This window comes from Alloiococcus sp. CFN-8, from assembly GCF_049943125.1.
In the GTDB taxonomy this organism is placed as follows: Bacteria; Bacillota; Clostridia; order Clostridiales; family Clostridiaceae; genus JAEXZL01.
Genome location: NZ_CP188040.1, coordinates 3,110,020 through 3,135,038, shown reverse-complemented (window position 1 = coordinate 3,135,038; position 25,019 = coordinate 3,110,020). Strand labels below are relative to the sequence as shown.

The window sequence follows — 25,019 nt, the reverse complement described above, 5'->3', positions numbered from 1 at the left end:
ATACTCCGTGTATTTATCCTAGATATTCATAGCCTGATGTATTTGTATGAGGTTGCCACAGGTATCATTAAATACAGCAATTATAGCTCCTACCGTTTTGTATGGCTTCACGGTAAATTCTACACCTGATTGAACCAACCTCTTATACTCCATCTCGATGTTTTCAACAGCAAAGGATGTTGCAGGTATACCCTGAGCAAAAATACCTTTTTGATATGTAGAAGCAACAGTGTTTTCATTTGGCTCTAAAAGCAGCTGTGTACCTTCTGATTCGTCAGGAGATGCAACTGTTATCCAATTTATTTCCGGTATATGAACTTTCTTAACAAAACCCAATACCTCCGTATAAAATTTTAAAGCCTTATCCGTGTCATCCACAAACACACTTGTTAAATCAATCTTCATGTTCTGTCCTCCTTATAGTGTAGATAGTCATTTCGCATTGTACTCGATACATCATAACCAGATTTATGTTAACAACTCTATAAACCGACCATTTGGTATGTTTTAATAATAACATTTTATTCCATAAATGTAAATAGTATAACTTCATGTCATTTATGCTTAAAATCTGGCCCTAGTAAATCAAAAATCCCCAAGCCTAAGCCTGGGGGAATATAAAATACACTACAATATTTAATTAAAGACCATCAAACCCTTTGATATAAACCTAATTCTTTACTATCTTCACCACACACTCAGCAGTAGGCCGTTTCCAACGGAAGATAGATACGGTTCACTTGGACGTCCCTTGCATGAGTGGCACTAATACTTCTCTGAGCCTTAGCGTCCCTTCACAAGCCTACAAATACTTTCACAATGTGGAGTATTAGGAAACATATCCTTCAATATAGTCTTCTCCACCCTATATCCCTTCTCTATTAGATACTTCAAATCAATCACTAGAGTTTTAGGATTGCAGGAAACGTATATTATTTCCTTAGCATCAAATTCAACTACATATTCTAGAGCCTTTGGATGCACTCCGCTTCTTGGAGGATCCAGGATGATTACGTCTGGCTTTTTGTCTATGGTTTTGATCACCTTAGTGACATCTCCTGCTATGAAGTTGCAGTTATCAAGGCCGTTGAGCTTTGCGTTTTCGTTGGCTGCTTTGGCTGCTTCTTCGATGAGCTCTATTCCTATGACTTCCTTTGCTGTAGGAGCTGTTATCTGCCCTATAGTTCCAGTGCCGCAATATAGGTCAAAGACTGTAAGATCCTCAGCGGAACCTAGGAAGTCTCTCACGATGGAATACAGCTTTTCTGCTCCAGCTGAGTTAGTCTGGAAGAAGGAAAAGGGAGAAATCTTGAAGGTTAAGCCTAGAAGCTTTTCTGTGATATAGCCTTTTCCTTGAAGTATATTTACCTTTTCCGGTACTATGGCATCGGAGAAGGAATTGTTTTCTGTATGAATTACTGTTGTCAGCTTTCCTGAAAGCTCTAAGCTATTTAGAAGGGCCAAATAATCGCTTAAATCAAAGGAAACCTGAGTTGTGGTAACTAGGTTTACCATGATTTCACCGGTAAAGTACCCTTTTCTTATTACTAAATTTCTTAGGAAGCCTTCTCTCTTCATTATATGGTAATGAGGAAGCCCTGTCTTTCTGAAATAAAGTAGAGTTGCTTCTAGTATTGTCCTGAAATCCTCGTCTACTATGAGGCAGTGGAGTACAGAAAGAATTGAAAAGCTCTGACCTTTAACGTGCATACCAAGGTTCAGCTCTCCGCCCTTCTCCATATCACCGAAGGTAAATTCCATCTTGTTTCTATAGGCCCACTGAGAAGGACTTCCTTCAATACCAAGATACTCTCCCATGGAAAGCTCAGCCTTTTCAAAGAGCTTCTTAATCTGCATCTCTTTAAACTCCAGCTGCTTATCATAGGGAACCTGCTGGCTGATACAGCCACCGCACAAATCATAGTGTGGGCAGGGTGGATCCACTTCATAGGATGGTTTTTCTAAGAGCTCTAGGTATCTTACCTCTCCAATTCCCTTTTTGTACTTGGAAAGTCTGCCCTTAACCACTTCTCCCGGGAAAGCATTTTTAACATTAAATTTTTGTCCCTCTACTTCTGCTGTGCCTATTGATGGAAACTCCATGTCTGTGATTTTTAACTGAATTTCTGACCCCTTTTTCATCTGCTTCTCCTTTGTAATTTACTCTTTAATCTTCTTTTTTCAGCTTAAGATAGAACAGCTTCTGTCCTATGGTTGCCCCAAGCTTAGTTTTTGCACATATGGGTGCATATATTATGGACATTATAATAAAAGCTATAAGATATATTATAATATCGCTGCCAGCTTTCACCCTCCAGCCTCCAACCTTTAATATCAGCTTAAATAAAAAAATACCTATAAAGGTCAAGGCACTGATAGCTGTAACATCAGCAAAGCTTGCTATTAGTAATTGAATAAAGCTTGTGTCTTCTTTGTCCTTTTTATTATGATCATCTTCTAATTGCGATTCACCAGCTGATGCTGCTTCCTCTTGCCCGATGGTTTCTTTCTGATTCTCCATTGTTTCTTCCATTGTTTCATTCTTTTCTTCTAAAGATTCATTTAAAGAGTTCTCTAAATTATTATCCATTGCTACCTCCTTATTCTCCTCTGTTAATAACTATACTATATTTCTTTTCTAGAGTAAACAAGGAGACAAGTTACCTTGTCTCCTTTAGCTTCACCTTAGAAAGCAGGAACTATGCTTCCCTTATAGGTCTCTTCTATATATTTTTTAACAGCCTCAGAATTCATTGCTTCTGATAAGTCCTTAATCTTCTGTGATTCCTTATCCTCAGTTCTTACTGCTATAACATTAGCATAAGGTGAATCACTATCTTCTAAAAATAATGCATCCTTTAGTGGGTTTAAATCTGCCTCAAGAGCATAATTTGTATTGATAACTGCAGCAGCTACATCCTGAAGAGCTCTAGGAAGCTGAGGTGCATCCAGCTCAGTAAACTCTATGTTCTTTGGATTTTCAGCTATATCTATTATGCTTGGCTGCTCTACATCCTTTAATTTTATAACTCCAGCCTTCTCTAGTAATAATAAAGCTCTAGAACCGTTACTCGGATCATTAGGTATAACAATCTCTGCTCCTTCTTCTAGCTCATCAAGCTTAGTTAATTTATCAGAATATACTCCCATTGGCTCAATATGAACCTTAACAGTCCATGTTATATCAAGGTCCTGCTCAGAAGCCATGTTTTCTAAATAAGGCACATGCTGAAAGAAGTTTGCATCTAAATCTCCATCAGCCAAAGCAGTATTAGGAAGCACATAATCTTCAAAGACTTCAATTTCTACCTTATAGCCTTTCTCCTCCAGCCCAGGTATAGCAGCTTCAATGATGTCCTTATGAGGGGTTATGCTCGCTCCTATAACAATTGTCTTATCTTCTCCAGTGCTCTTATCTCCATCACCGGATGCCTTTTCCTGTGCACATCCTGTAAGTCCAACAGTTAATAATGCTGCTAATAATAATGTGGCTATTTTCTTCATATAAACTCCTCCTTTTATTTAGTCATCTTTTTATATATTAAGTTGCCTAAGGATTGAATTCCCTGGACAAGTATAATCAAAATAATTACTGTATATACTGTTACTTCTGTTTTAAAACGATAGTAGCCATACTTTACTGCCACATCTCCAAGACCTCCCCCACCTACAGCACCGGCCATGGCTGAATAGCTTACGACGCTTATAACTGTAAGGGTTATACCAAGGATGATGGAAGGAAGAGCCTCCTTCAGCATAACCTTAGTAAGGATTTGAAAATTGCTTGCCCCAAAAGATCTAGCTGCTTCAATAACTCCAGGACTAACCTCTCTAAGAGAGCTTTCTATTACCCTGGCTGCAAAGGGTGCCGCAGCTATGGTTAAAGGTACTATTGCAGCATTTGTTCCAATGGATTTTCCTACAATTGCTCTAGTTACAGGCACTACAGCTACCATAAGTATTATAAATGGGAAGGATCTTAATACATTAATGATAAAATCCAGAACACCGTAAATCTTACTGTTTGGTCTAAGTCCTGTAGGAGAGGTATAAGTCAAAATTACAGCAGGTATTAAGCCAATCAAAACAGCAAGTACAGTAGCTATCCCTACCATATATAAGGTTTCAAATAATGCTTCTTTAATTAAGTCAAAGTACTCCATCCTACATAACCTCCCAGTTTATTGACTTTTCTAAAAGGTAATTTAACACCTTACCTTCATCTTCCCTCTTAACATTAATAACCAGAGAACCCAGTACATCCTCTCTAAACTTTTCTAGCTTTCCCCATACAATTGAAAAATCTATATTTAGTGCCCTAGCCATACTGGTTATTATAGTTGATTCGCTATATTCTTTTGGGAAGAATATTTTTATATTTACTCCATAGGAAGGAAGTACCTCTTCCTCACCTAAAAATCTTTTTAGTTCATTATTAGGCTGCAAAAACAGCTCACTGCAATCACCCAAAGCCTTTAATCTGCCATCCTCCAGCAGAGCTACCCTCTCACAGACCTCCTTTACTACCTCCATCTGATGAGTAACAACCACTATGGTAATGCCTAGCTTTCTATTAATATCCTTAAGTAATTCAAGAATTTCTTTAGTTATGCTTGGATCTAAGGCTGAGGTTGCTTCATCACATAAAAGAACCTTTGGGTTTAATGCTAAGGCCCTGGCTATAGCCACCCTCTGCTTCTGTCCCCCACTGAGGTTCTTAGGCTTGGCTTTTTCTTTGTCCTCAAGACCTACAAGCTTGAGAAGCTCTCTAACCCTATTATCTATCTCCCCCTTATTTATCCCCCAGGTTTCCATGGGAAGAGCTATGTTATCATAGACATTTTTTCTTTCTAGGAGGTTAAAGCTTTGAAAAATCATTCCTAAATCCTTTCGAAGATTTCTAAGCTCCTTCTCCTTAAGAGAGGCTATCTCCTTGCCCATGACACTAACCTTTCCCTTGTCATATCCCTCTAATCCATTAATACATCTTAAGAGAGTAGACTTGCCTGCTCCACTGCGGCCTATTATCCCAAAGATTTCACCTTCTTTTATAGAAAAGGAAATATCCTTAAGAACCTGAAACTCCTGATAATTTTTGTATAAGTTCTCGATTTCAATCACAAATGTTCCCCCTAAAATTGTTATGTAGCTATAGAATGAATAATTATGTAATTATACAAAATAAAAAGCCGAAGAATAAACTTCGGCATTAAGGCTCTCAATTTATTCTTATCTATCAGCAAAATGCTGTAGGAATTGGCACCGATGTATTTACATACCGGTTGCCGGGCTTCACAGGGCCAGTCCCTCCACCTCTCTTGATAAGATCATCAATTATTTTTTTGTATAAATAGATTATAATAAGTTATGGATAAAAATACAATAGATAAAAGAATGTTTTTTAACAAAATATTAATACAGCCTATTTTTTACTAACATAACAATAACATTCCTCATTGAAATTGTTTACTTTGATAACTTAACAATAAATCTATAAATAAATCGTCAATAGTATATGTTATAAATATACAGTAATGCAATCATACTTTTAATGTGTATATTTTTACCTAAACCATGGTATAATCATTATAGTTTGTCCAAAAGGAGAATAATAATGATACAGTTAATTTTTTTATGCACTATGGGTTTTATAGCAGCCTTCATCGATGCCATTGCTGGAGGTGGAGGTCTAATTACAGTTCCAGCATATCTTTTAGCTGGTTTTCCCCCTCATCTAGCTTTAGGTACCAATAAATTTGCTTCCACCACAGGATCCTTTACCAGCTCCTACAGGTTCATAAAAGCAGGAAAGGTAAATTTTGAATTTTTAAAGCTGGTTATACCTCTGGTATTTATCGGCGCAGTGCTGGGTGTAAAAACTGTATTGTTGATTGATCAAAGCTTTTTATATCCCATAGTAATGCTTTTAATACTATTAGTAGGCTTTTATACCATATTTTCTAAGGACATCGGTATTTCTCACAACTATAAGGGCTTAACTAAAAAAACCTTATTTGCAGGTCTTGCCTTAGGCTTTTCCCTGGGCTTCTATGATGGCTTCTTCGGCCCTGGAACAGGTTCCTTTATCATATTTGGCCTAATATACATATTTAAGCTGGATTTTGTCCATGCTAGTGGCAATGCAAAGGTAATGAACTTTGTCAGTAATCTAGCATCACTTATAACCTTTGCTTTAAGTGGTAAAATCAATTACAAATTTGGAGTAATCATAGGAATTTTTATGATTTTAGGAGCACAGCTAGGTGCCAAGACAGCCTTAAATAAAGGAAACAAGCTTATAAAGCCTATATTTATTCTTATGTCCCTAGGAGTTGCTATAAAAATGCTTTTTAATTTAGTATAGGTAAAAAAAATGATACAGCGTGGTCTAATTCCCTAAGGGACTTGGACCACGCCTTTTAACTATAATACCTTTTTAAGCTCTTCAGCCTTATATTCTTTAATAAGCTGCTCATTAGCTTCATTAATCATGATAAGCTTTGCACTGCCATCTAAAACCTTCAAAACTCTCCCTTTTTGCTTAGTACCAAGAATGTTTACAGGACTATTCTTCTTGATATCCTTTACATTGGTGCTACTGCAGTACTGACAGCTTTCCTCATTTTTAAAAACCCTTTTACAATCTAAGCAGTAAAATAATCTGTGCATGTTATTCGTACCTCCCAAAATTTGAATGTATCCACAATAATATATATACTACAAACCTTCTTTAATTCCTTCTATTTTTCCTATATATTCTGAATAAAATAAATATTTGCACTAAACTTAAAACTTCCTATGCTAAATAAAATCATAACAGGAAATATTTCTCTAAATTTACTTGTGTTTTAGCAAAAGTGATGTTAGGATTATAATATCATGTTTAATATTTAGTAATCATTTTTATTTTATGCAAGCGTTTGCACTATAAACAGCAAGAGAGGTGTAAATTATATGAAAAGTTACATTACACATCATGACTGGAATATCATCGAAGAAGGCTTCCACCCTGAAGAAAATAGGCTTTACGAAAGCTTAACTAGCCTAGGCAACGGTAATATGGGAGGAAGAGGAAACTTTGAAGAGGACTACAGCGGCGACTATCTTCAGGGCACCTATATAGCTGGTGTATACTATCCCGATAAAACTAGAGTTGGCTGGTGGAAGAATGGATATCCAGAATACTTTGCAAAGGTTCCCAATTCCACTAATTTTATTGGTATATCTATAAAAATTAATGGCATGCCTTTAGACTTAGCTAAGGCAAAAGAAATCAAAGAATTTAAACGTATACTTAACATGCAGGAAGGCTATTTACTAAGAAGCTTCATCTATGTTGATCGTGAGGATAAGGAAATAAAGGTTGAAGCAATGAGATTTATAAGCATGGCTTATAAAGAGATTGCAGCGATTAGATATAAGGTAACTCCTTTAAACTTTAATGGAACCGTTACCGTAACCCCCTACTTAGATGGCTTGATTAAAAATGAAGATTCCAACTACAATGAATACTTCTGGAATGAGATAAGCAAGAATGCAGCTGAAGATACCTTAGACCTAACCATGGAAACAAAAAAGACTGCCTTTAGAGTTTCCTGGGCTTCAACCTATACAGCTATGGTTAATGACACCACCTTAAGTCTACAGCCTGAGACCTATCTTAATGAAAAATATGCAGCCTCTACCTTTAATGTAGATATAAATCAAAAGGATACCTTAACTATTTATAAATATGTTTCAGTAGTTAGCAACAGATATTTCGATAACTCTATACTTTTGGACAAGGCTTACGACTTCTTGAGAGATGCCTCAAGCAAGGGCTTTAATCATTTATTTAATGACCATAAGGGTGCCTGGAATGAGCATTGGAAGCACAGCGATATAGTAATAAAGGGAGATACGGCAGCTCAGCAGGCTATTCGCTTTAATATCTTCCAATTGAATCAAACATACACCGGTGAGGATCCTAGACTAAATATTGGCCCTAAAGGTTTTACAGGAGAAAAATATGGCGGTAGTACCTACTGGGATACTGAAGCTTACTGCGTCCCCTTCTATTTAAGCACTGCAGAGGAAGGCATTTCTAAGCAATTACTGATTTATAGACATAATCAGCTGGATAAGGCGAAGGAAAATGCTGAAAAGCTTGGCTTAAAGGGAGCTCTCTATCCAATGGTGACCATGAACGGTGAGGAATGTCACAATGAGTGGGAAATAACCTTTGAAGAGATTCACAGGAACGGTGCCATCGCCTATGCAATTTATAACTATGTAAGATACACTCAGGATGAGAAGCATCTAGCAGAATACGGCTTTGAGGTTCTTGCTGAAATAAGCAGGTTCTGGGCCTCTAGAGTAACCTATAATCCTATCAAGGACAAATATATGATCCTGGGAGTTACAGGACCTAATGAATATGAGAACAATGTAAATAACAACTGGTACACCAACAGAATTGCCAGCTGGTGTCTTAAGTATACAGAAGAGGTTTATTATTTATTAAAGGATAAATACTTTGCTGACTTCACAAGGCTTACTAATGAACTTCACCTATGGGAGGATGAGCTAAAAGGCTGGAGCGAAATAATTGAAAAAATGTATTATCCAGTGATAGAAGACCTAGGAGTATTTGAGCAGCAGGATGGATATATGGATAAGGAACAGAAGCTGGTAAAGGATTTAGAGCCTTCTGATCTCCCATTAAACCAAAATTGGTCCTGGGATAGAATTCTCCGCTCCTGCTATATCAAGCAGGCAGATGTACTACAGGGACTCTTTTTCTTAAGTGATGAATATGACCTAGAGACTAAGAAGAGGAACTTTGACTTTTATGAACCAAGAACAGTCCATGAGTCCTCCCTATCACCTTGTATTTACTCCATAATAGCAGGAGAAATTGGCTACCACGACAAAGCTTATGAGCTATACCTTAGAACTGCTAGATTAGATTTAGATAACTATAACAATGACACCGATGATGGTCTACACATCACAAGCATGGCTGGAACCTGGATGTCAATAGTTTATGGCTTTGGGGGCATGAAGCTTAGAGGAAGCGACCTTTCCTTCTCCCCCTTTATACCAAAAACCTGGGAGGAATATTCCTTTAATATAATGTTTAGAAATCGTCTTTTAAAGGTTTCTGTGAATAAAGAAAATGTATTTCTCAATCTCATGCAGGGAGAAGATATAAGTCTATTTATTTACGATGAAAATGTAACTCTACAAAAAGATAATCCGCTGAAGCTAGCGATAAAAGGATGATCGAAAGGAGATTTAATATGAACGGACAACTTCCAAATACCGCTTATTTTTCTATGGAGTATGGATTAGATGCCAGTGTAAAAACCTATGCAGGAGGTCTTGGTATACTGGCAGGAGATTATATCAAGGGGGCCAAGGATTTTAACTATCCTATCATAGGTATAGGACTTAAGTGGAAACAGGGCTATACTGACCAAAGGATTGGTGAGGACGGAAGGCCTTACGACAGCTACCATAATAATCTATATGATTGTTTGGAGGATACCGGAGTTACTGTTAAGGTTAAGATAAGAGAAAGAGATGTTCTTATAAAGGTATGGAAGGTTACTAAATTCAATGTCGCTTCTCTTTATCTATTAGATACAGACCTTCCTGAAAATGAAGATGCTTGGATTACAGGCCAGCTATATGGATGGTTCGGGGAAGAAAGAATAGCTCAGGAAATGGTTCTTGGTATAGGTGGCGTGAGAGCACTAAGAGCTTTAGGCCATGAGGTTAGCGTATATCACTTTAACGAAGGACATGCTGTCTTTGCTGCCCTTGAGCTTATCAAGGAAAAAATAGATAAGGGACATAGCTTCCTTCAAGCAAAATGTGAAACCATTGATGAAGTAGTGTTTACCACCCATACTCCTGTTATTCAGGGTAATGAATCCCACCCTCTTCAGAGGCTTATGTATATGGGTGCTAATAATGGTTTAACCTATGAACAGCTGGTAGAGATAGGTGGAGCTCCCTTTAACATGACCGTTGCCGCCTTAAGACTTTCAAGAATATCTAACGGTGTTGCCCGCCTTCATGGAGAAACTGCTAGAGATATGTGGAAGGACGTTAATAATTCTTCCGAAATCATATCAATAACTAATGCTATACATCTTCCTACCTGGGTAGATGAGAATATGATAAAGGCTGCAGAGGATCAAGGAGATTTATGGGAAACACATATGGCAAATAAGCTAAGCCTCATTGATTTCGTCAAGGAAAGAACCGATGTTACCTTAGCTCACGATAAGCTTATTATAGGTTTCTCAAGAAGAGCAGTTCCTTACAAGAGAAGCAACCTCATATTTACAAAAAGCGAAATTATAGAGCCTCTTCTTAAGGAAGGAAAGCTACAGATAGTATTTTCCGGTAAGGCTCACCCTCTAGATGATACAGGAAAGGCTATAGTAGCAAATATAGTTGAAATGACTAAGAAATATCCAAACTCTGTTGTATTCTTAGAGAATTATGACATGACTATTGGAAGAATGCTTACTAGAGGCTCTGATATATGGCTCAATAACCCTAGAAGACCTCAGGAGGCTAGCGGAACCTCCGGTATGAAGGCTGCAATGAATGGCGTTCTTAACCTATCTGTTCTAGATGGCTGGTGGCCAGAAGCCTGCGACCATGGTGTAAATGGCTGGCAGTTTGGAGATGGAAAAGGAATAAGTGATTTTGATACCTTAGAAGAGCTTGACAGCAATGATTTAGAAGGCCTTTACAATGTACTTCTAAATGAGGTTATACCTACCTACTACGATAATAAAGAAAAATGGATTGAAATGATGAAAAACTCAATTCTCTCCACAAAGGATTACTTCAATGTAAAGAGAATGCTTGAGGAATACTTCAATCTAATGTATATAAAATAATCTTTTTCTTTCTATAATAATGGACATAGCTTCTCAAAGCTATGTCCTTATATTATCCTTCTAATTTTAAATTCTAAATTATCTTCTCACTATTTCCGTATCTACAATTATATAATTCTTTTCCTCTCTGCTGCCCTTCAAAGCACTTATGAGAAGCTTAGCTGCATTATAGCCTAGCTCATTGGCATTAATATTTACAGAGGTTAAGGGAGGAGATTGATATTCTGCTAAGGGTGTGTTATTAAAGCCTGATACTGTCATATCCCTCCTTCTATTTTCCTTGAAGTATTTTAACACTCCAAAGGCTAAAAGATCATCTGTGGTAACAATACAGGATAGCTCTTCCTTAGAAATAAGCTTCTCAGAGGCACTGTAGCCGCATTCCTCAGTAAACTCGGCCATCTCTACTATGTATTCCTTATTTATTTCTATATTATTTTCCTGAAGAGCTGATATATAGCCTTCTAATCTATCCCTGGACATCCTCATATTCAGAGGGCCACCAACAAAACCAATATTTCTATGTCCCTTTTCAATAAAATGAATTACAATATCTCTCATTGCTTTAAAATTATCATTATCTGTCCAAAGGTCATGCTCAATATCATCAGTTTTTCCTATTACCACAAAAGGCAGTCCAATTTGTTTAATATGCTCTATAGTCTTATCTTCTTGTCTGGAGGTCAATAATATCATACCGTCCACCAGCTTACTGTTATAATAATTATCAATAATTTTAATTTCTTCCTCTTCACTTCTACTATAGGTATACATTATGTAGTAGCCTACTTTTTTAGCATATATGCTTATACCTGTTAAGGCTTGTATAAAAAATGGGTTTCTAAATAAATCCTCATTACTGCTTGGGAGGATTACTCCCAAGGTATTTGTGGACTTATTTGCAAGACTTCTAGCAATTGCGTTAGGATGATAATTCAATACTTTTACAGCCTTCATTACCTTTTTCTTGGTTTCTTCACTAATTCTTGGATTTCCAGCCAGTACCCTAGATACTGTTGAAGGAGATACTTGAGCAGCTTCTGCTACTTCCTTAATTGTTACGGCCATATTTTCAAATTCACTCCTAATATTTATTTAATTAAAGCAATGGTTACAGAGATGGGCTTTCAAAAATTCTTATGGTAGCGATTTCATAAAATCTACTACTACCACCGATAGATAAATATATAATATTATACCTTATTTATATGAAATTTCAAACAACTACAGCTATCATATATCCAGTTTATCAAATTCTTATATGAAGTAATATGTACTTATTAATGTAATGGCCTTCTATCTGATATCTATTTTGTCCTTCAGCTTATTAAAAGTCGCCTCTCCTATTCTTTCTACATTCTTTAATTCCTCTTTGCTTTTAAAGCCCCCCTTCTCTTCTCTATAGTCTATTATCCTTTGAGCCGTAACATCTCCAACCCCTGGGAGTGAATTTAGCTCTTCAAGGGTTGCTGTATTTATATTTATTATATCGCTTACTCCTGGGGTAGGAAGAACACCCCCAGCTGTAGGTATTGAAGCAGAACTATTGATACTAGGTACTACTATACACATTCCTTCTCTTAAGGTCTGGGCCTGATTTATCCCTGATATATCCCCTTGAGCTGTAATACCTCCTGCCATGGTTATGAGCTCTTTTACAATAGCACCCTCTTCTATGATATATACATCAGGTTTTACTACCTCACCCTTAATCTCTACAGGAATATTCCTTGTTTTGTCTTCTGAAGCTAATTTATCATTAAGGTCTCCAGAAGCCTCATCCTCCTCTTCTATAAATATTCCTTCATCAATAGGTGCTTCCCTCCTGCTATTCATTCCATAACCGATAATAGTTATAATTGCTATAAGTATACAGATTATTCCTGAGCCTATAAGCTTTTCTTTTTTCTTCACAATTTAAGCCTCCTATAAAATTATATATTTTATTATCAATTATTGACATTATCTTAACTATATATAGATGTTATCATGATTTTTTGATATAATTTTTCTTGTAGATGTAGGAGGCTTGATATGAAAAGAATAATTTTACTTTTGCTAGCGTTAATAATTTGTACACTATCATTTACTGACCTGGCCAGTGCTAGTGCTGAAGCTCCTCAGGTTACAGCTGCTGGAGCAGCGCTTATGGATGGTGAAACCGGGGAACTTTTATATGATAAAAACGCCAATGTGAAGTATCCCCCAGCATCAACCACAAAGATAATGACAGCGCTTGTAGTACTGGAAAATACAAATATAAATGATAAGGTTACTGTAGGTGAGAATCCACCTTATGTTGACGGTTCTGCTGTAGGTATAGTGACTGGGGAAACCTATACTGTAAAGGACCTTTTAATAGCTTTGATGCTCGCCTCTGGTAATGACTGTGCAGAAGCACTGGCTGAGCATGTTGGCGGCACAACAGAAGGCTTCGTTAAAATGATGAATGAAAGAGCTAAAGAGTTAGGTTGCAAGAACACTAACTTTGTTAATCCTAGCGGGCTCTATGATAAAAATCACTATACTACTGCTAAAGACCTGGCTCTAATCCTTAGAGAGCTAATTAAATATGATAGTTTTTTAGAATGGGAAAAGCTTGTTTACTATGAAATGCCCCCAACAGAAAAAGATCCAAATCCCAAATGGATAGGTAATAAAAATGCCCTGGTGCTGGATTATGCTGACAGCTATTATCCCTATGCCATAGCAGGAAAGACAGGCTATACGGTGGATTCTAAGCATTCTTATGCAGCTGCTGCTAACAAGGATGGTAGAATTCTAATATCCACCATGCTTTATGGTGAGAATAAGTCCTTTTATTTTCCTGAGTCAAAAGCATTATTAGAATATGGCTATGAAAATTTTGAGCTCATAAAGCTTTATGAGAAAAATGAAGAGGTAACGGAAGTTGTTCTAAATGATACAACAGTACCTTTATTAGCTTCTTCAGATGTGTACACCATAGTAAAAGCTGATGAGGCTGAGGAACTTTTTAATAACAAAAAATTTGTTGCAGACACAGCATCTCTAGGTGGAACCAACTTTAAAGCTGGAGATGAAATATTAGAGTCATCAATATATCTTGATGAGGAGCTTGTTGCTACCCTTGCTCTTGTAAGCGGGTCTGATTACACGGTTCCAGCAGTCAAGACCGTAAAGGATAATGTTGTAAGCTTCTTCAGTTCAATTAAAGGCTTCCTTTTATACGGTGCAGCAGTAATATTACTTCTCATTATTATTCTTTTTACCATTAGATTTATTAATTTAAGGCGTAGAAGAAGAATTTTTAGGAAGCGAAATAGAAGAAGAAATAAATATCACTTTTAAATAAAAATCAATAATTATGCAAAATAAGCTCTAAAGGTTAGAGAATTTAATATCCCTAACCTTTAGAGCTCATTTTATTAATCTAAATAGCTTTTTATTCTGTTATGAACTAAGTCCACGAGCAATAAGGTGCATATCTTCTGGAAGTTCACTGGTGATGGTGATGAGCTGGGAGGTTTTGGGGTCAGGGAACTCTACGTAATAGGCGTGAAGGGCCTGCCTTCCTATGAGCTCACTGTCCTCCTGGCCGTATAGAGTGTCTCCTAAGATAGGATGACCAATATGGCTAAGATGAACTCTTATTTGATGAGTTCTTCCCGTTTCAAGGATAAGCTCTAAAAGCGTGATAATTCCAGAGCTTTCAAGAACCTTATAATGGGTTATGCTCCTCTGCCCTCTTTCATCTACCACTCTTTTTATTGAATCCTCTGTAGGTCTATAAATGGGTAGATCTATAGTCCCTTCGTCCTCCATTGGCCTTCCTTTAACTAGGGCAAGATACTTCTTTTTGAAGCTTCCTTCTGTCATAGCCTTGGATAGGCTCATATGAACATATTGATTCTTTGCAATTGTCACTAGGCCTGAGGTATTCATATCCAGACGGCTAACTAGTCGCACAATTGAGGCATCCTCTCTATTCTGAAAGTAATTTATTACTCCATTGGCAAGGGTGCCACTGCCATGACTTCTCGTTGGATGACAGACCATGAAAGGTGGCTTATTAACTACCAATACACTTTCATTTTCAAAGGCTATGTCTAAAGGGATATCTTCTGGTGCTATGTCCTGACTTTCATCCTTGGTCAATATAACAGTAATGTGGTCACCTGCTTTAAGGGTGTAATCCATCTTCACCCTGGCACCACCCACCTTGATCCTTCCCTCTTTAGCTGCAGCTCTAATAAATCTAGTGCTCAGACCCATTTCTTCCTTTAAAAAGCCCCTGATTACCCTTCCTTCATTATTTCTTTCTACGTCTCTGGTAATCTCGCTCATTTTACTCTTCCCTCTGCTTCATTGATTGTAGTATATAATTTCTTGATATTATGGTATCTGTATGAAGAAGCTTTCCTCCATTTACCACATGCTTAATAGTGCTGTCAAAGGCTAATAAAACCCCTTTATCAAGATTTAAAAAAGCCATTTCTCTCAGCTCTTCCACTCCTGGGAAATCCCTCCCTGGTTCTATGTAGTCTGCTAGAAACACAATCTTTTCTAGCTTAGACATATTCACTCTACCTGTGGTGTGATATCTTGCTGCATTTAATATCTCTTCATCCTCTATTCCCATCTTATCGCGGCCTATAATTGCCCCTGCAAGACCATGAAGGAGCTCAGGCATGAGTAAATCTTCAGGAGTTAGCTCATAGCCTTTTTCTTCAATAATTCTTATAACTACTTCCTTAGGCATATATTTAGCAACATCATGGATATAAGCAGCTATTCTTGCTTTATAGGTGCTTTCACCATAAAATTCAGCCAGCTTCTCTGACATCTCCGCTACTCCCAGAATATGCTTTACTCTTTTTTCTTTTATGTTCTCTATTAAATAAGCTTTAATTTTTTCTTCAGACCACATAATATCCCCCTGAAAATATATCTATCTGTAGAGATCATTAGCTTCTATATAATTAAATACTTCCTCAGGAACTAGAAACTTATAATTTCTCTTCTCCTGAATCCTTTTCCTTATGTCACTAGAGGATATATCCATCTGTAAAAGCTCTAGAAATATAATCTCTGTACCATAGTTCTCTTCTGTATTCTTCTTTACCTCTTCAAGCTCTTCTCTCGAGGAACCAGGCCTCATAAAAACCACCAGCCGAGCTAGCCTTAATATCTCGGGTACATTTTTCCACTTATGTAGGTTTAATAATGAGTCAGCCCCTACGATAAAGTGAAATTTGGTATTTGTATACTTGCTATTAAGATACTGAAGGGTTTCATAGGTATAGCTGTAGCTCTTTTTATTTATCTCATAATCACAATAGGTAAAGCCCTGATAATCCTTAATAGCAGCCTTAGTCATATCGCCTCTTATAGAAGCCTCTAGAATAGCAGAGTCACTTTTATGGGGTGGATTCCCTGCAGGGATAAACAGCACCTCTGAAAGGCTCAGCTCTTCCATGGCTTCTGAGGCTATATATAAATGGCCATTATGAATAGGATTAAAGGTCCCTCCTAAAATTCCTATGTTTTTCATAATATACTCTCTGTTAAGGAAGCACTATTCTTGGATTCTTCTGAGATGCTTTATAGATTACTATCTTATTGCCTATGGCCTGAACCCCTTCACAGCCAATACTCTCACAGATTTCATTTATGGCTTCCTTGGCAGTATAACCGCTGTTTTCAAGGACAGTTATTTTAATAATTTCTCTAGCCTCCAGGGCCTCTTCTAGCTGTCTAAGAAAGGCTTCCTCAATTCCATTTTTTCCAAGCTGAAATATTGGAGTTATGGTGTTAGCTAGTGATCTTAAATATGCTCTTTGCTTACTACTTATCAAATCAATCACCTCTTATAGCATAAATTCGAATTCAAAATCATTTAATCGTACAGTGTCCCCATCCTCAATTCCCATTTCCTTCAGTTCATCCAGGATACCTTTATTTCTAAGAACCTTATGGAAGTACTTTAAGGAATCAGGATCATTAACATTAACAGCCAAGAGCAATCTGTCTACGAAGGTACCTTCGATAAAGAATACTTTAAGGCCATCCTCATTAAGCTCCTGTATAGTATAGGTGAATTTCTTATCCTCAGGAACAAATCTCTCTTCCTCTGATATCTCCAGCTCCTGTACTGGGATGTGGGATAGCATCTCCGCAGCTTCCTTCATCAGTTCTTCTAGCCCCTGATTTGTAGCAGCGGATATTTTGAATACTTTTGTAAAGCCAAGCTCAGAAACCTTTTTCTTGAAATCTTCAAAAACCTCTTCATCGAAGAGCATATCGCTCTTATTGGCAGCAATAATCTGTGGTCTATCCCATAGCTTTACATTGTATTTTTTAAGCTCCTCATTGATCTTTAGGAAATCCTCAAATGGATCTCTTCCCTCAATGCCTGAGATATCTACTACATGGATGAGCAGTCTTGTTCTTTCAATGTGGCGAAGGAATGCAATACCAAGGCCAACACCTTCCGCTGCCCCCTCAATAATTCCCGGAATATCTGCCATTACGAAGGGCTGTATTCCTGGAACACTAACCACTCCAAGATTTGGTCTTATGGTAGTAAAATGATAGTTAGCAATCTTTGGTCTTGCCTTTGAAACTACCGATAAAAGGGTAGATTTACCTACGTTAGGGAAGCCTAATAAGCCCACATCAGCTAATAGCTTCAGTTCTAGTGTTATTGTTCTTTCTTCACCCGGCATACCTGGTTCAGCAAAGCTTGGTGCCTGTCTCGTAGGTGTAGCAAATTTAGTATTTCCTTTTCCACCTTTTCCACCCTTGCACACTACATATTTATCTCCTGGGTGAGATAAATCTGCCATTATCTTATTAGTTTCGAAATCTCTTACTACTGTTCCCATGGGAACCTTAACATATAAATCCTCGCCATCCTTGCCATAGCACTTTTGGCCTGCACCATTAGCACCTTTTTCAGCGATGAATTTTCTAGTATATTTAAAATCTAGTAGAGTTGTTAACTGAGGCTCAACAACTAAAATTACGTCTCCACCTCTGCCGCCGTCGCCACCATCCGGGCCGCCGAGAGGTATGTATTTTTCCCTTCTAAAGGAAATTGCTCCGTTACCTCCGTCTCCAGATTTAACAAACAATTTTGCGGTATCTATAAACATTTACTCAACTCCTTATTTATATCTTCTGTTATATACCATATTATCACTAAATTTACCTATAAATATTATATACCAATTAATATTTATATAAAATTTATTTGACAAATTAAAAGCACCCTTTTGGGTGCTTTATAATTATTCTGCTATTTTTTCTTCAACATTTACTGGGTAAACGCTAGCTCTTTTTCTATCCTTACCCACTCTTTCGTACTTAACAACACCATCAAGCTTAGCAAATAAAGTATCGTCCTTACCTCTACCTACGTTAGCACCTGGGTGTATTTTTGTTCCTCTTTGTCTTACAAGGATGTTACCAGCAAGAACGAACTCTCCATCTGCGGACTTAACACCAAGTCTCTTAGATTCGGAATCTCTACCGTTCTTAGAGCTACCAACTCCCTTTTTATGAGCAAATAACTGAAGGTTAACTATTAACATGTACTACACCTCCTCTATTTCAAGGTTTATATAATCGCCGTACGATATTATCATACTTTCAACAGTCTTAAGCATTGTATGAAGCAGCACCTGACAGCTTTCAATTTCCTCAAGAGTGTTTTCAGATATATTAAGCTCTAGAAATCCATCTTGAAGCTCATACTTAAGATTAAATTTCAATACCTCTTCGATTCCAATGATCATTGCTTGAGATAATACAGATAGGGCCGCACAAACGATATCCTCTCCGCTTTCTCCAAAGCCTGCATGATCCTTAAGGGATAGAAAAAGTATCTGACCATCTTTCTTTTTAAACTTAATTTTAGTCATAATTAAGCTTCGATTTTTTCGATTGTTAACTTAGTGTAAGATTGTCTGTGACCGATCTTTCTTCTGTAGTCCTTCTTTGGCTTATACTTGAAAACGATGATTTTCTTTTGTCTGCCTTGAGCTTCTACCTTAGCCACAACCTTAGCTCCTTCAACTACTGGCTTACCTACTACTAACTGTCCATCTTCCTTAGAAACAGCAAGAATGTTTGTAAACTCAACTGTTGAATCAACTTCAGCGTTCAGTTTTTCAACGTATATAACGTCTCCCTCTTGAACTCTGTATTGCTTTCCACCTGTTGTTAATACTGCGTACATGAATACACCTCCTCATAACGGATTCGCCACGTCAGGTACAGCTCTCTAGGAGTTGTTTTACAAAACCTTTGGTGTGCGCTACAAATGACATTTTATCATATAGGAATATCTTTGTAAAGAAATATCTTTTTTCTTATAGCTTAAGGAGATAAGAGTGATATTCCTTCAACTGCTCCTCATAAATAAGAGCCTTAGAAGTAAAATCCTCTTTTCTTTGAGAGTAGGTTATATATATAGGAAGCTTTAGCTTTTGAAGACTGCTCATAAGAACCTTAAGGTCTGCAGCAAGCTGTTCCTTATAAGCTATATTTAAATCAAATAATAGAGCCTTTATTCCCACTGCTCCCTCTAAAAGCTTTAAGGCTTCATTTTCTAGAAGAAGAGCAAGATACTCCGTTCTAAGACTTCTACCACTGCCCTTGCAGCATAAACATTTTGCTTCCATAAACACCCTATTAGGCTCCGTTCTCCTTCTTCTACTAATCTGAATTAATCCTAGCTCCGTAAAGGGATAGATTATTACTTTGTTTATGTCTCCCAAAAAGCCGTCCTTTAGTCTATCATAAACCTTTTCTCTATCCTCTAAGCTACTCATATCAATAAAATCTATAATTATTATACCACTTAGATTTCTAAGCCTTATCTGCTTAGCAGCCTCTTCCGCCGCTTCAAGGTTAGTTATCAATATATTCTCTGAAGAGTTCTTCCCTCTTAAGCTCTTTGCTGTATTCACATCAATAACCTGCATGGCTTCTGTAGACTCTATAACAATATTGCCTCCACTATGAAGCTCTATAGTATTATTTCTAAGAGAGAGAAGCTCTTTTTCTATACCGTGGTAATCCAGCAATGGCCTGTATCCACTATAGAGTGTAAGCTTATCCTTTGTTCTTTCATCCAGCACTTCCTCTGCAGTTTCAAAATCCTCTTGATTATTTACATAAATAGCAGAAGTATTATCTAAGGTAACATTTCTTAGAACTCTATATAAGATACTGTTGCTATCTAAAAGCTTCCCAGGGCCCTTTGAATAATTAAAAGCCTTCATTAGCTTTAGATAGCTATCATATAGCTCTTCTAGCTCCTGTTGCAAATCTTCAATGGGATATTCTTCTGCCTTTGTCCTTACAGTTAGCCCTACACCCTCCGGTATATTTATTGATGACTCTACTAAAGCCTTGAAAGCTTTATTAGTTATTTTTTTTGAAAAGCTGAGCTTATTATCATAGGTATGCAGCACCATCAGTCTTCCAGGGAGTGAAATAGAGGAGGATACCTTGGCACCCTTATCTCCATGCTCCTCCTTGAGTATCTCTACCAATAGCTCCTGGCCTTTTTTTATATTAGGCTCTAATACCATATAAGCATTTTTGCCCACACCAATATCTAGAAATGCTCCCCTCATGGAAGGAATTATATTTTTAACTATACCTTTATACAATTCACCAGGAGCAGCCTTTCCTGTATTTTCCTCAGTATAATATTCCGTGACTGTCCCATTCTCCCTGAGGGCTATTCGTAAAAAGCTATTCCTTCTCTCTATAAAAATCTCCTTCATATAACATCAACTCACATATGTAATAAGATTAACTAATTTATTTTCCCTTAAAGCATACATTTCTTCTCTGCATATTTCAGTAAAGGCTTCCTTATCCGCTGATGGAAGCTTTTCCTTAAGATATCCAGCAAGAAGCTCTGGAGATAAGTTTTCTCTGCTTCCGCAGGAAAGCAGGGCGTTTATTACGAGATAATCATCCTTAATCCAGTACTTAATATCTTTAATCATGGGCTTTATATCTACCTCTTTAGTTCCTTTTTTGCTTTTTTTCTCTGTTATTAGCTCTGATTTATCCATAAGGGTAGAAAGCTCTGAAACAATCTCCTCCCCCTTGTACCTTAGCTTAAGGGTATATCTTGCAGCATCTAATAGAGCCATTCCCTGAGGTATCTTCTTCCCCTCTCCTTCAGGGACCTTCACCGCACTTTTAAATATGATTCCCGGAAGGCTATTCTCATTTAAAAGCTTGATTAATCTCTCTTCTTCTACCTCTTCCATAAGCTCTACATCTAAGTAATCCCCTAAGGAGTAAACACCTACAGGCAATGGCTGAGCAATGGAAAGAGCCATATGAGGATTAAAGCCCTTAGAATAAGCAGCAGAAAGGCCTGTTCTTCTGACAACTCTCTGAATAGTTCTCATCAAATCTAAATGAGCCAAAAACTTAAGCTCTGCTCCCTTAGTAAATTTAATTAAGTATCGCACCCTCAAAGCACTTCCCTTCTTTAAAGTTAACATTAATTCCACAGCCAGTGCAGCCTATACGGCAGTTTTGTGTAAGTAAAGCCTCTTTTGCCTTTTCATTTTCTTTTATAAGGTAGCTTCTATTAACACCGATATCTATGAAGTCCCATGGAAGAATTTCTTCATAGCTTCTATCTCTATAAGCATAAAAATCTCCATCCACCTGACATTCCTCTAATGCTTCCATCCAATACTTATTGTTAAAGTATTCTGTCCAGCCGTCAAAGCGAGCTCCCTTTTCATAAGCCTTAATCAACACGTCACAGAGCCTTCTATCCCCTCTTGCAAAAACTGACTCAAGATAGGATACCTCCGTTTCATGATAATTATAATAAATAGATCTGCTTTTTATTGAGGATTTAACAGCCTTAATCTTCTCCACCACCTCAGGAATGGTAGCCATTGGGGCAAATTGGAAAGGTGTAAAGGCCTTAGGTACAAAAATTGAAGTACTTACAGTTATCTTTAACCCCTTATTTCTCATGTGCTTTGGAATTTTAAAATATTCATCAGCAATCTTTTCTGCCAGCTCTCCTATAGCTCTGCAGTCCTCCAAGGTCTCATTAGGTAGCCCAATCATAAAATATAGCTTTAAGGTTGACCAACCAGCTAAAAAGGCGTTTCTAGCAGCTTCTAGAATTTTTTCCTCTGTAAGCCCCTTATTAATTACATCTCTCATTCTCTGAGAGCCTGCCTCAGGAGCAAAGGTAAGTCCTGTCTTTCTAACCTTTTGAATCTCATTTATAAGATCTACTGAGAAAGCATCTACCCTTATGGAAGGCAGTGCAATACCAACATTGTTAGGTCCATGCTCTAGGATCAGGGTGTTTACAAGGTTTTGAATATCAGAGTAATCACAGGTGCTTAAGGAGGTTAATGAAACTTCTTCATAACCGGTGTTCTTTAGTAATGTTCTCGCTTGATCCTGAAGAGTATTTAACTTCTTTTCTCTGACAGGTCTATAGAGCATTCCCGCCTGGCAAAAACGACAGCCATTAGTACAGCCCCTAAATACCTCAAGGACAACTCTATCGTGAACAACCTCAGTGAAAGGCACTATGAGCTTTTCTGGGAACTCAGATTGGTCAAAATTATTAATGAGTCTCTTTTTTATTTTATTAGGTACCTTTGGATTCTTTCCTGTAAACTCACAAATAGTACCATCTTCATTGTATTTAACATCATATAAGGAAGGAACATATACCCCTTCTAGCTGTGAAAGCTCTAAAAGAAGCTCCTCCTTTGAATTGTTTCTATTAGCTTTATATGCATCAATTATATCATTAATCGCTTCCTCTCCTTCTCCTAGCTGGAAGGCATCAAAAATATCATATAGAGGCTCAGGATTATAGGCGCAGGGACCACCAGCAATTATTAGTGGATATTCTTTTCCTCTTTCAGAGGCTCTAAGAGGTATACCTGCCATATCAAGCATGTTAAGTATGTTTGTGTAGCTCATCTCATATTGAAGAGTAAAACCTATAATATCAAATTCTCTTAAGGAGTCCTTTGTCTCTAAGGTATATAGAGGAATATCACCCTTTCTCATCTCCTCTTCCATATCTGGCCACGGAGCAAAAACTCTTTCACAATAAGTATCTTCTCTATTATTCAGGGTATTATACAAAATTTTAGTTCCCAGATGTGACATCCCTACCTCATAAACATCTGGAAAAGCAAAGGCAAATCTAACCTCTACATTATTCTTATCCTTAATAACACTGTTTAATTCACCACCTATGTATCTCACAGGCTTTTCTACTCTGGATAGTATATCATCAGTGATTTTATTCATTTGCTGTCCTCCAATAAATTTTAATGCTTACAAAAGAAAAAGATGCAATTAATTTGCTTAATTACATCTAAATATTTTACCATAATAGAGCTTATAATCCTATAGAAAATTAATCCCTGTGAAGCTTACTCTTAAACCCTTCAATGGCTATGAGCTCTTCTAAGGTTATATTACCATATTCCTTGGCCGAAAGAATAATATCCTCCTCATATAGGGTTCCAAGGAATCTCATCTCCTGATCTAAAAGCAAAAATACATTATATTTATTTTTATCTATTAGACCTAAGGCCTCAGCCAGTGAAAGGTCGAGACTCACTGAAATACTTTTACTTTCAATATACTTTTGCTTTATGAACCTACTCCTCTTCTTTACTATATCTCCCATAATAATGTACATAATCCTTTCTTTCTCTTTATATGTCCATATAAAAATTGACACGGCCATAATACCCAGGGATAAATTAATCACCCTAAAAATAAGCAAAAAAATAAACCCAGAGAGAAGTATAGAAGCTATAATAAAGCTGCAATTGACAGTAATTTTATAGGCTCTTTTATAGAGCCTTTTCTTACTTAATAAAGCTCTTAAAATTCTAGCTCCATCTAAGGGGAAGGCCGGAAGCATATTAAAAATAAAAAGCACTATGTTGCTTCTAAAGGATAACCAAAAGAAGTCCACCTGAAAAAAATGAAATAGACTATAAAATATAATTGCAAAAAAAAGATTCGATAATGGTCCAGATACTGAAATAAGAATATCTGTATTAGGACTTGTATAATCTAAATCCCTTATTTTTAAATAAGCTCCTAAAGGGTGTATACCAATCTTCTCTCTTTTTAAGCTTAACTTATATGATATTAAAAGATGAGTTAGCTCATGGATGCTTACCCAAATAAAAGCCAGGAGCATTTTACTTTCTAAAGAAACCAAAATAATTATGATAAGCTGAGGCATAAATCTTAGGATTTTTCTTCCCATTGTCTGCTCCTATAAAGTCTCTTGCTTTAACCTTATATATTCCTGAGGATTCTTTTCCTCTCCTGTGAATAATATCTGAAAAAATAAATAACCATTATTCTCCTCATCGCCAGATATAATCCTTCCTATTTTTTCTCCCTGCTTAAGCTTCTGTCCTAGAACAACACTAACCTCCTCCAGGTAAAAGTATTTGGTTTCAATACCTCCTTCATGGTCAATAGCCACATATTGCCCTAAGTCCTCATCCTCACCTATTTTCTTAACTATTCCATTATAGCTGCTTACCACATCTCCAGGAACCTTAAAGGTATATATAACACCGTTCTTAGTTTTTTCTGAAAAGGCTTCTTTAGCATCTCCAAAGGCTTTGTATACCTCTCCTGAAACAGGAATTACAAAGGTACTTTCTACCCTCTCCTTAGTTGTTTTCCTGCCTAAGGTCTCAGCTATAAGCTCATCTATATATTCCTCAGTGCTGCTTGTTAAAGCGTTTATTTCAATTCCCTTGAGTTCTTTCCAGACCTTAGAAATATCATAGCTCTTACTTACTAATTCTCTAGACCTAGTATAAATCTTTTCAGCTACGGGATGCTGAAGGCTCTTTACCGTTAAGACAAAAACAAAAAGTATTAAAACCCCAAGGAGCTCCTGTATTACTCTTTGGATAATGAAGCTGCTTAAGTTCTTTTTATTTTTATTCTTTGAAATTACAGGATGTTTACCTCCAGTTCCCCTTGCGCTTTTAAGATTAGAATAATAATTTTCGTAACTAGTATTATAGCTCCCCATATTTTCATCCCTCTATATCTTAATTGCAGCTA

At 37.0% G+C, this 25,019-nt stretch carries 26 protein-coding genes and 1 riboswitch; of the genes, 4 read left to right on the top strand and 22 right to left on the bottom strand.

Annotated elements, in window-relative coordinates; all coding sequences use genetic code 11:
- Positions 1-18 precede the first annotated feature (18 nt).
- The 6 genes from ACPWSR_RS14680 to ACPWSR_RS14655 all read right to left on the bottom strand — a co-directional run bounded on the left by ACPWSR_RS14680 (position 19) and on the right by ACPWSR_RS14655 (position 5,121).
- Positions 19-405 carry a VOC family protein gene (locus ACPWSR_RS14680; protein WP_426348977.1) on the bottom strand — a complete coding sequence of 129 codons (387 nt, stop codon included), beginning with the start codon at positions 403-405 and terminating at the stop codon, positions 19-21.
- A 378-nt stretch (positions 406-783) separates the two neighbouring features.
- Positions 784-2,142 (bottom strand): 23S rRNA (uracil(1939)-C(5))-methyltransferase RlmD, encoded by a 1,359-nt coding sequence (rlmD, locus tag ACPWSR_RS14675; protein ID WP_426348976.1) that lies wholly within the window; start codon positions 2,140-2,142, stop codon positions 784-786.
- Positions 2,143-2,167: 25 nt separating this feature from the next.
- Positions 2,168-2,590 carry a hypothetical protein gene (locus ACPWSR_RS14670; protein ID WP_426348975.1) on the bottom strand — a complete coding sequence of 141 codons (423 nt, stop codon included), beginning with the start codon at positions 2,588-2,590 and terminating at the stop codon, positions 2,168-2,170.
- Positions 2,591-2,685: 95 nt separating this feature from the next.
- Positions 2,686-3,504: a MetQ/NlpA family ABC transporter substrate-binding protein gene (locus ACPWSR_RS14665; RefSeq protein ID WP_426348974.1), complete on the bottom strand. Its 819-nt coding sequence runs from the start codon at positions 3,502-3,504 to the stop codon at positions 2,686-2,688.
- Between the two features lie 14 nt (positions 3,505-3,518).
- On the bottom strand, positions 3,519-4,163 hold the full coding sequence (locus ACPWSR_RS14660) for a methionine ABC transporter permease (RefSeq protein WP_426348973.1): 645 nt from the start codon (positions 4,161-4,163) through the stop codon (positions 3,519-3,521).
- A gap of 1 nt (position 4,164) precedes the next feature.
- Positions 4,165-5,121, bottom strand: a complete 957-nt coding sequence (locus tag ACPWSR_RS14655) for a methionine ABC transporter ATP-binding protein (RefSeq protein WP_426348972.1) — start codon at positions 5,119-5,121, stop codon at positions 4,165-4,167.
- 105 nt (positions 5,122-5,226) lie between these two features.
- Positions 5,227-5,328, bottom strand: a riboswitch (SAM riboswitch).
- A 286-nt stretch (positions 5,329-5,614) separates the two neighbouring features.
- On the opposite strand from ACPWSR_RS14655, the gene ACPWSR_RS14650 reads away from it, so the two are divergent.
- Positions 5,615-6,364, top strand: a complete 750-nt coding sequence (locus ACPWSR_RS14650; protein WP_426348971.1) for a TSUP family transporter — start codon at positions 5,615-5,617, stop codon at positions 6,362-6,364.
- Positions 6,365-6,423: 59 nt separating this feature from the next.
- On the opposite strand, the gene ACPWSR_RS14645 is transcribed toward ACPWSR_RS14650, so the two are convergent.
- Positions 6,424-6,669 carry a hypothetical protein gene (locus tag ACPWSR_RS14645; protein WP_426348970.1) on the bottom strand — a complete coding sequence of 82 codons (246 nt, stop codon included), beginning with the start codon at positions 6,667-6,669 and terminating at the stop codon, positions 6,424-6,426.
- Between the two features lie 285 nt (positions 6,670-6,954).
- On the opposite strand from ACPWSR_RS14645, the gene ACPWSR_RS14640 reads away from it, so the two are divergent.
- Positions 6,955-9,264, top strand: coding sequence for a family 65 glycosyl hydrolase domain-containing protein (locus ACPWSR_RS14640; RefSeq protein WP_426348969.1), 2,310 nt, complete (start codon positions 6,955-6,957; stop codon positions 9,262-9,264).
- A 17-nt stretch (positions 9,265-9,281) separates the two neighbouring features.
- The gene (gene glgP / locus ACPWSR_RS14635) at positions 9,282-10,901 is read left to right on the top strand and encodes an alpha-glucan family phosphorylase (protein WP_426348968.1); all 1,620 of its coding nucleotides are present in this window, start codon (positions 9,282-9,284) and stop codon (positions 10,899-10,901) included.
- 78 nt (positions 10,902-10,979) lie between these two features.
- Here glgP and ACPWSR_RS14630 read toward each other — a convergent pair whose 3' ends face one another.
- Entirely contained in the window at positions 10,980-11,969 is a 990-nt protein-coding gene (locus ACPWSR_RS14630; RefSeq protein ID WP_426348967.1) for a LacI family DNA-binding transcriptional regulator, read from the bottom strand.
- A 228-nt stretch (positions 11,970-12,197) separates the two neighbouring features.
- Positions 12,198-12,815 carry a helix-hairpin-helix domain-containing protein gene (locus ACPWSR_RS14625; protein WP_426348966.1) on the bottom strand — a complete coding sequence of 206 codons (618 nt, stop codon included), beginning with the start codon at positions 12,813-12,815 and terminating at the stop codon, positions 12,198-12,200.
- Between the two features lie 120 nt (positions 12,816-12,935).
- Here ACPWSR_RS14625 and ACPWSR_RS14620 point away from each other — a divergent pair, with 120 nt between their 5' ends.
- Positions 12,936-14,231: a serine hydrolase gene (locus ACPWSR_RS14620; protein WP_426348965.1), complete on the top strand. Its 1,296-nt coding sequence runs from the start codon at positions 12,936-12,938 to the stop codon at positions 14,229-14,231.
- Between the two features lie 102 nt (positions 14,232-14,333).
- Here the strand turns inward: ACPWSR_RS14620 and ACPWSR_RS14615 are convergent, their stop codons facing one another.
- From ACPWSR_RS14615 to ACPWSR_RS14555, 13 genes are all read right to left on the bottom strand, one after another.
- Positions 14,334-15,227 carry an RluA family pseudouridine synthase gene (locus tag ACPWSR_RS14615; RefSeq protein ID WP_426348964.1) on the bottom strand — a complete coding sequence of 298 codons (894 nt, stop codon included), beginning with the start codon at positions 15,225-15,227 and terminating at the stop codon, positions 14,334-14,336.
- Between the two features lies 1 nt (position 15,228).
- A complete protein-coding gene (gene yqeK / locus ACPWSR_RS14610; protein WP_426348963.1) occupies positions 15,229-15,810 on the bottom strand; it encodes a bis(5'-nucleosyl)-tetraphosphatase (symmetrical) YqeK in 582 nt (193 codons plus the stop codon).
- A 21-nt stretch (positions 15,811-15,831) separates the two neighbouring features.
- Positions 15,832-16,434 (bottom strand): nicotinate-nucleotide adenylyltransferase, encoded by a 603-nt coding sequence (gene nadD, locus ACPWSR_RS14605; RefSeq protein ID WP_426348962.1) that lies wholly within the window; start codon positions 16,432-16,434, stop codon positions 15,832-15,834.
- A gap of 13 nt (positions 16,435-16,447) precedes the next feature.
- The gene (locus tag ACPWSR_RS14600; protein ID WP_426348961.1) at positions 16,448-16,738 is read right to left on the bottom strand and encodes a YhbY family RNA-binding protein; all 291 of its coding nucleotides are present in this window, start codon (positions 16,736-16,738) and stop codon (positions 16,448-16,450) included.
- A 12-nt stretch (positions 16,739-16,750) separates the two neighbouring features.
- A complete protein-coding gene (gene obgE, locus ACPWSR_RS14595; RefSeq protein WP_426348960.1) occupies positions 16,751-18,037 on the bottom strand; it encodes a GTPase ObgE in 1,287 nt (428 codons plus the stop codon).
- A 135-nt stretch (positions 18,038-18,172) separates the two neighbouring features.
- Positions 18,173-18,475, bottom strand: coding sequence for a 50S ribosomal protein L27 (gene rpmA / locus ACPWSR_RS14590; protein ID WP_426348959.1), 303 nt, complete (start codon positions 18,473-18,475; stop codon positions 18,173-18,175).
- A gap of 3 nt (positions 18,476-18,478) precedes the next feature.
- Entirely contained in the window at positions 18,479-18,805 is a 327-nt protein-coding gene (locus ACPWSR_RS14585; RefSeq protein ID WP_426348958.1) for a ribosomal-processing cysteine protease Prp, read from the bottom strand.
- Between the two features lie 2 nt (positions 18,806-18,807).
- Positions 18,808-19,122, bottom strand: a complete 315-nt coding sequence (gene rplU, locus ACPWSR_RS14580) for a 50S ribosomal protein L21 (protein ID WP_426348957.1) — start codon at positions 19,120-19,122, stop codon at positions 18,808-18,810.
- Between the two features lie 133 nt (positions 19,123-19,255).
- Complete coding sequence (locus tag ACPWSR_RS14575; protein WP_426348956.1) at positions 19,256-20,680, bottom strand: ribonuclease E/G; 1,425 nt, start codon at positions 20,678-20,680, stop codon at positions 19,256-19,258.
- 6 nt (positions 20,681-20,686) lie between these two features.
- Positions 20,687-21,418: a TIGR03936 family radical SAM-associated protein gene (locus tag ACPWSR_RS14570; protein ID WP_426348955.1), complete on the bottom strand. Its 732-nt coding sequence runs from the start codon at positions 21,416-21,418 to the stop codon at positions 20,687-20,689.
- On the bottom strand, positions 21,369-23,219 hold the full coding sequence (locus ACPWSR_RS14565; RefSeq protein ID WP_426348954.1) for a TIGR03960 family B12-binding radical SAM protein: 1,851 nt from the start codon (positions 23,217-23,219) through the stop codon (positions 21,369-21,371). Before ACPWSR_RS14565 ends, ACPWSR_RS14570 begins: the two co-directional genes overlap by 50 nt.
- 109 nt (positions 23,220-23,328) lie before the next feature.
- Positions 23,329-24,198: a site-2 protease family protein gene (locus tag ACPWSR_RS14560; protein ID WP_426348953.1), complete on the bottom strand. Its 870-nt coding sequence runs from the start codon at positions 24,196-24,198 to the stop codon at positions 23,329-23,331.
- 9 nt (positions 24,199-24,207) lie between these two features.
- A complete protein-coding gene (locus ACPWSR_RS14555) occupies positions 24,208-24,987 on the bottom strand; it encodes a peptidoglycan DD-metalloendopeptidase family protein (RefSeq protein ID WP_426348952.1) in 780 nt (259 codons plus the stop codon).
- Positions 24,988-25,019 lie beyond the last annotated feature (32 nt).

Excerpts from the sequence above, each read along its gene's own strand:
- ACPWSR_RS14680 (WP_426348977.1), bottom strand. The coding sequence starts at position 405 with ATGAAGATTGATTTAACAAGTGTGTTTGTGGATGACACGGATAAGGCT.
- rlmD (WP_426348976.1), bottom strand. The coding sequence starts at position 2,142 with ATGAAAAAGGGGTCAGAAATTCAGTTAAAAATCACAGACATGGAGTTT.
- ACPWSR_RS14670 (WP_426348975.1), bottom strand. The coding sequence starts at position 2,590 with ATGGATAATAATTTAGAGAACTCTTTAAATGAATCTTTAGAAGAAAAG.
- ACPWSR_RS14665 (WP_426348974.1), bottom strand. The coding sequence starts at position 3,504 with ATGAAGAAAATAGCCACATTATTATTAGCAGCATTATTAACTGTTGGA.
- ACPWSR_RS14660 (WP_426348973.1), bottom strand. The coding sequence starts at position 4,163 with ATGGAGTACTTTGACTTAATTAAAGAAGCATTATTTGAAACCTTATAT.
- ACPWSR_RS14650 (WP_426348971.1), top strand. The coding sequence starts at position 5,615 with ATGATACAGTTAATTTTTTTATGCACTATGGGTTTTATAGCAGCCTTC.
- ACPWSR_RS14645 (WP_426348970.1), bottom strand. The coding sequence starts at position 6,669 with ATGCACAGATTATTTTACTGCTTAGATTGTAAAAGGGTTTTTAAAAAT.
- ACPWSR_RS14640 (WP_426348969.1), top strand. The coding sequence starts at position 6,955 with ATGAAAAGTTACATTACACATCATGACTGGAATATCATCGAAGAAGGC.
- glgP (WP_426348968.1), top strand. The coding sequence starts at position 9,282 with ATGAACGGACAACTTCCAAATACCGCTTATTTTTCTATGGAGTATGGA.
- ACPWSR_RS14630 (WP_426348967.1), bottom strand. The coding sequence starts at position 11,969 with ATGGCCGTAACAATTAAGGAAGTAGCAGAAGCTGCTCAAGTATCTCCT.
- ACPWSR_RS14620 (WP_426348965.1), top strand. The coding sequence starts at position 12,936 with ATGAAAAGAATAATTTTACTTTTGCTAGCGTTAATAATTTGTACACTA.
- ACPWSR_RS14615 (WP_426348964.1), bottom strand. The coding sequence starts at position 15,227 with ATGAGCGAGATTACCAGAGACGTAGAAAGAAATAATGAAGGAAGGGTA.
- yqeK (WP_426348963.1), bottom strand. The coding sequence starts at position 15,810 with ATGTGGTCTGAAGAAAAAATTAAAGCTTATTTAATAGAGAACATAAAA.
- nadD (WP_426348962.1), bottom strand. The coding sequence starts at position 16,434 with ATGAAAAACATAGGAATTTTAGGAGGGACCTTTAATCCTATTCATAAT.
- obgE (WP_426348960.1), bottom strand. The coding sequence starts at position 18,037 with ATGTTTATAGATACCGCAAAATTGTTTGTTAAATCTGGAGACGGAGGT.
- rpmA (WP_426348959.1), bottom strand. The coding sequence starts at position 18,475 with ATGTTAATAGTTAACCTTCAGTTATTTGCTCATAAAAAGGGAGTTGGT.
- ACPWSR_RS14585 (WP_426348958.1), bottom strand. The coding sequence starts at position 18,805 with ATGACTAAAATTAAGTTTAAAAAGAAAGATGGTCAGATACTTTTTCTA.
- rplU (WP_426348957.1), bottom strand. The coding sequence starts at position 19,122 with ATGTACGCAGTATTAACAACAGGTGGAAAGCAATACAGAGTTCAAGAG.
- ACPWSR_RS14575 (WP_426348956.1), bottom strand. The coding sequence starts at position 20,680 with ATGAAGGAGATTTTTATAGAGAGAAGGAATAGCTTTTTACGAATAGCC.
- ACPWSR_RS14570 (WP_426348955.1), bottom strand. The coding sequence starts at position 21,418 with ATGTTAACTTTAAAGAAGGGAAGTGCTTTGAGGGTGCGATACTTAATT.
- ACPWSR_RS14565 (WP_426348954.1), bottom strand. The coding sequence starts at position 23,219 with ATGAATAAAATCACTGATGATATACTATCCAGAGTAGAAAAGCCTGTG.
- ACPWSR_RS14560 (WP_426348953.1), bottom strand. The coding sequence starts at position 24,198 with ATGGGAAGAAAAATCCTAAGATTTATGCCTCAGCTTATCATAATTATT.
- ACPWSR_RS14555 (WP_426348952.1), bottom strand. The coding sequence starts at position 24,987 with ATGGGGAGCTATAATACTAGTTACGAAAATTATTATTCTAATCTTAAA.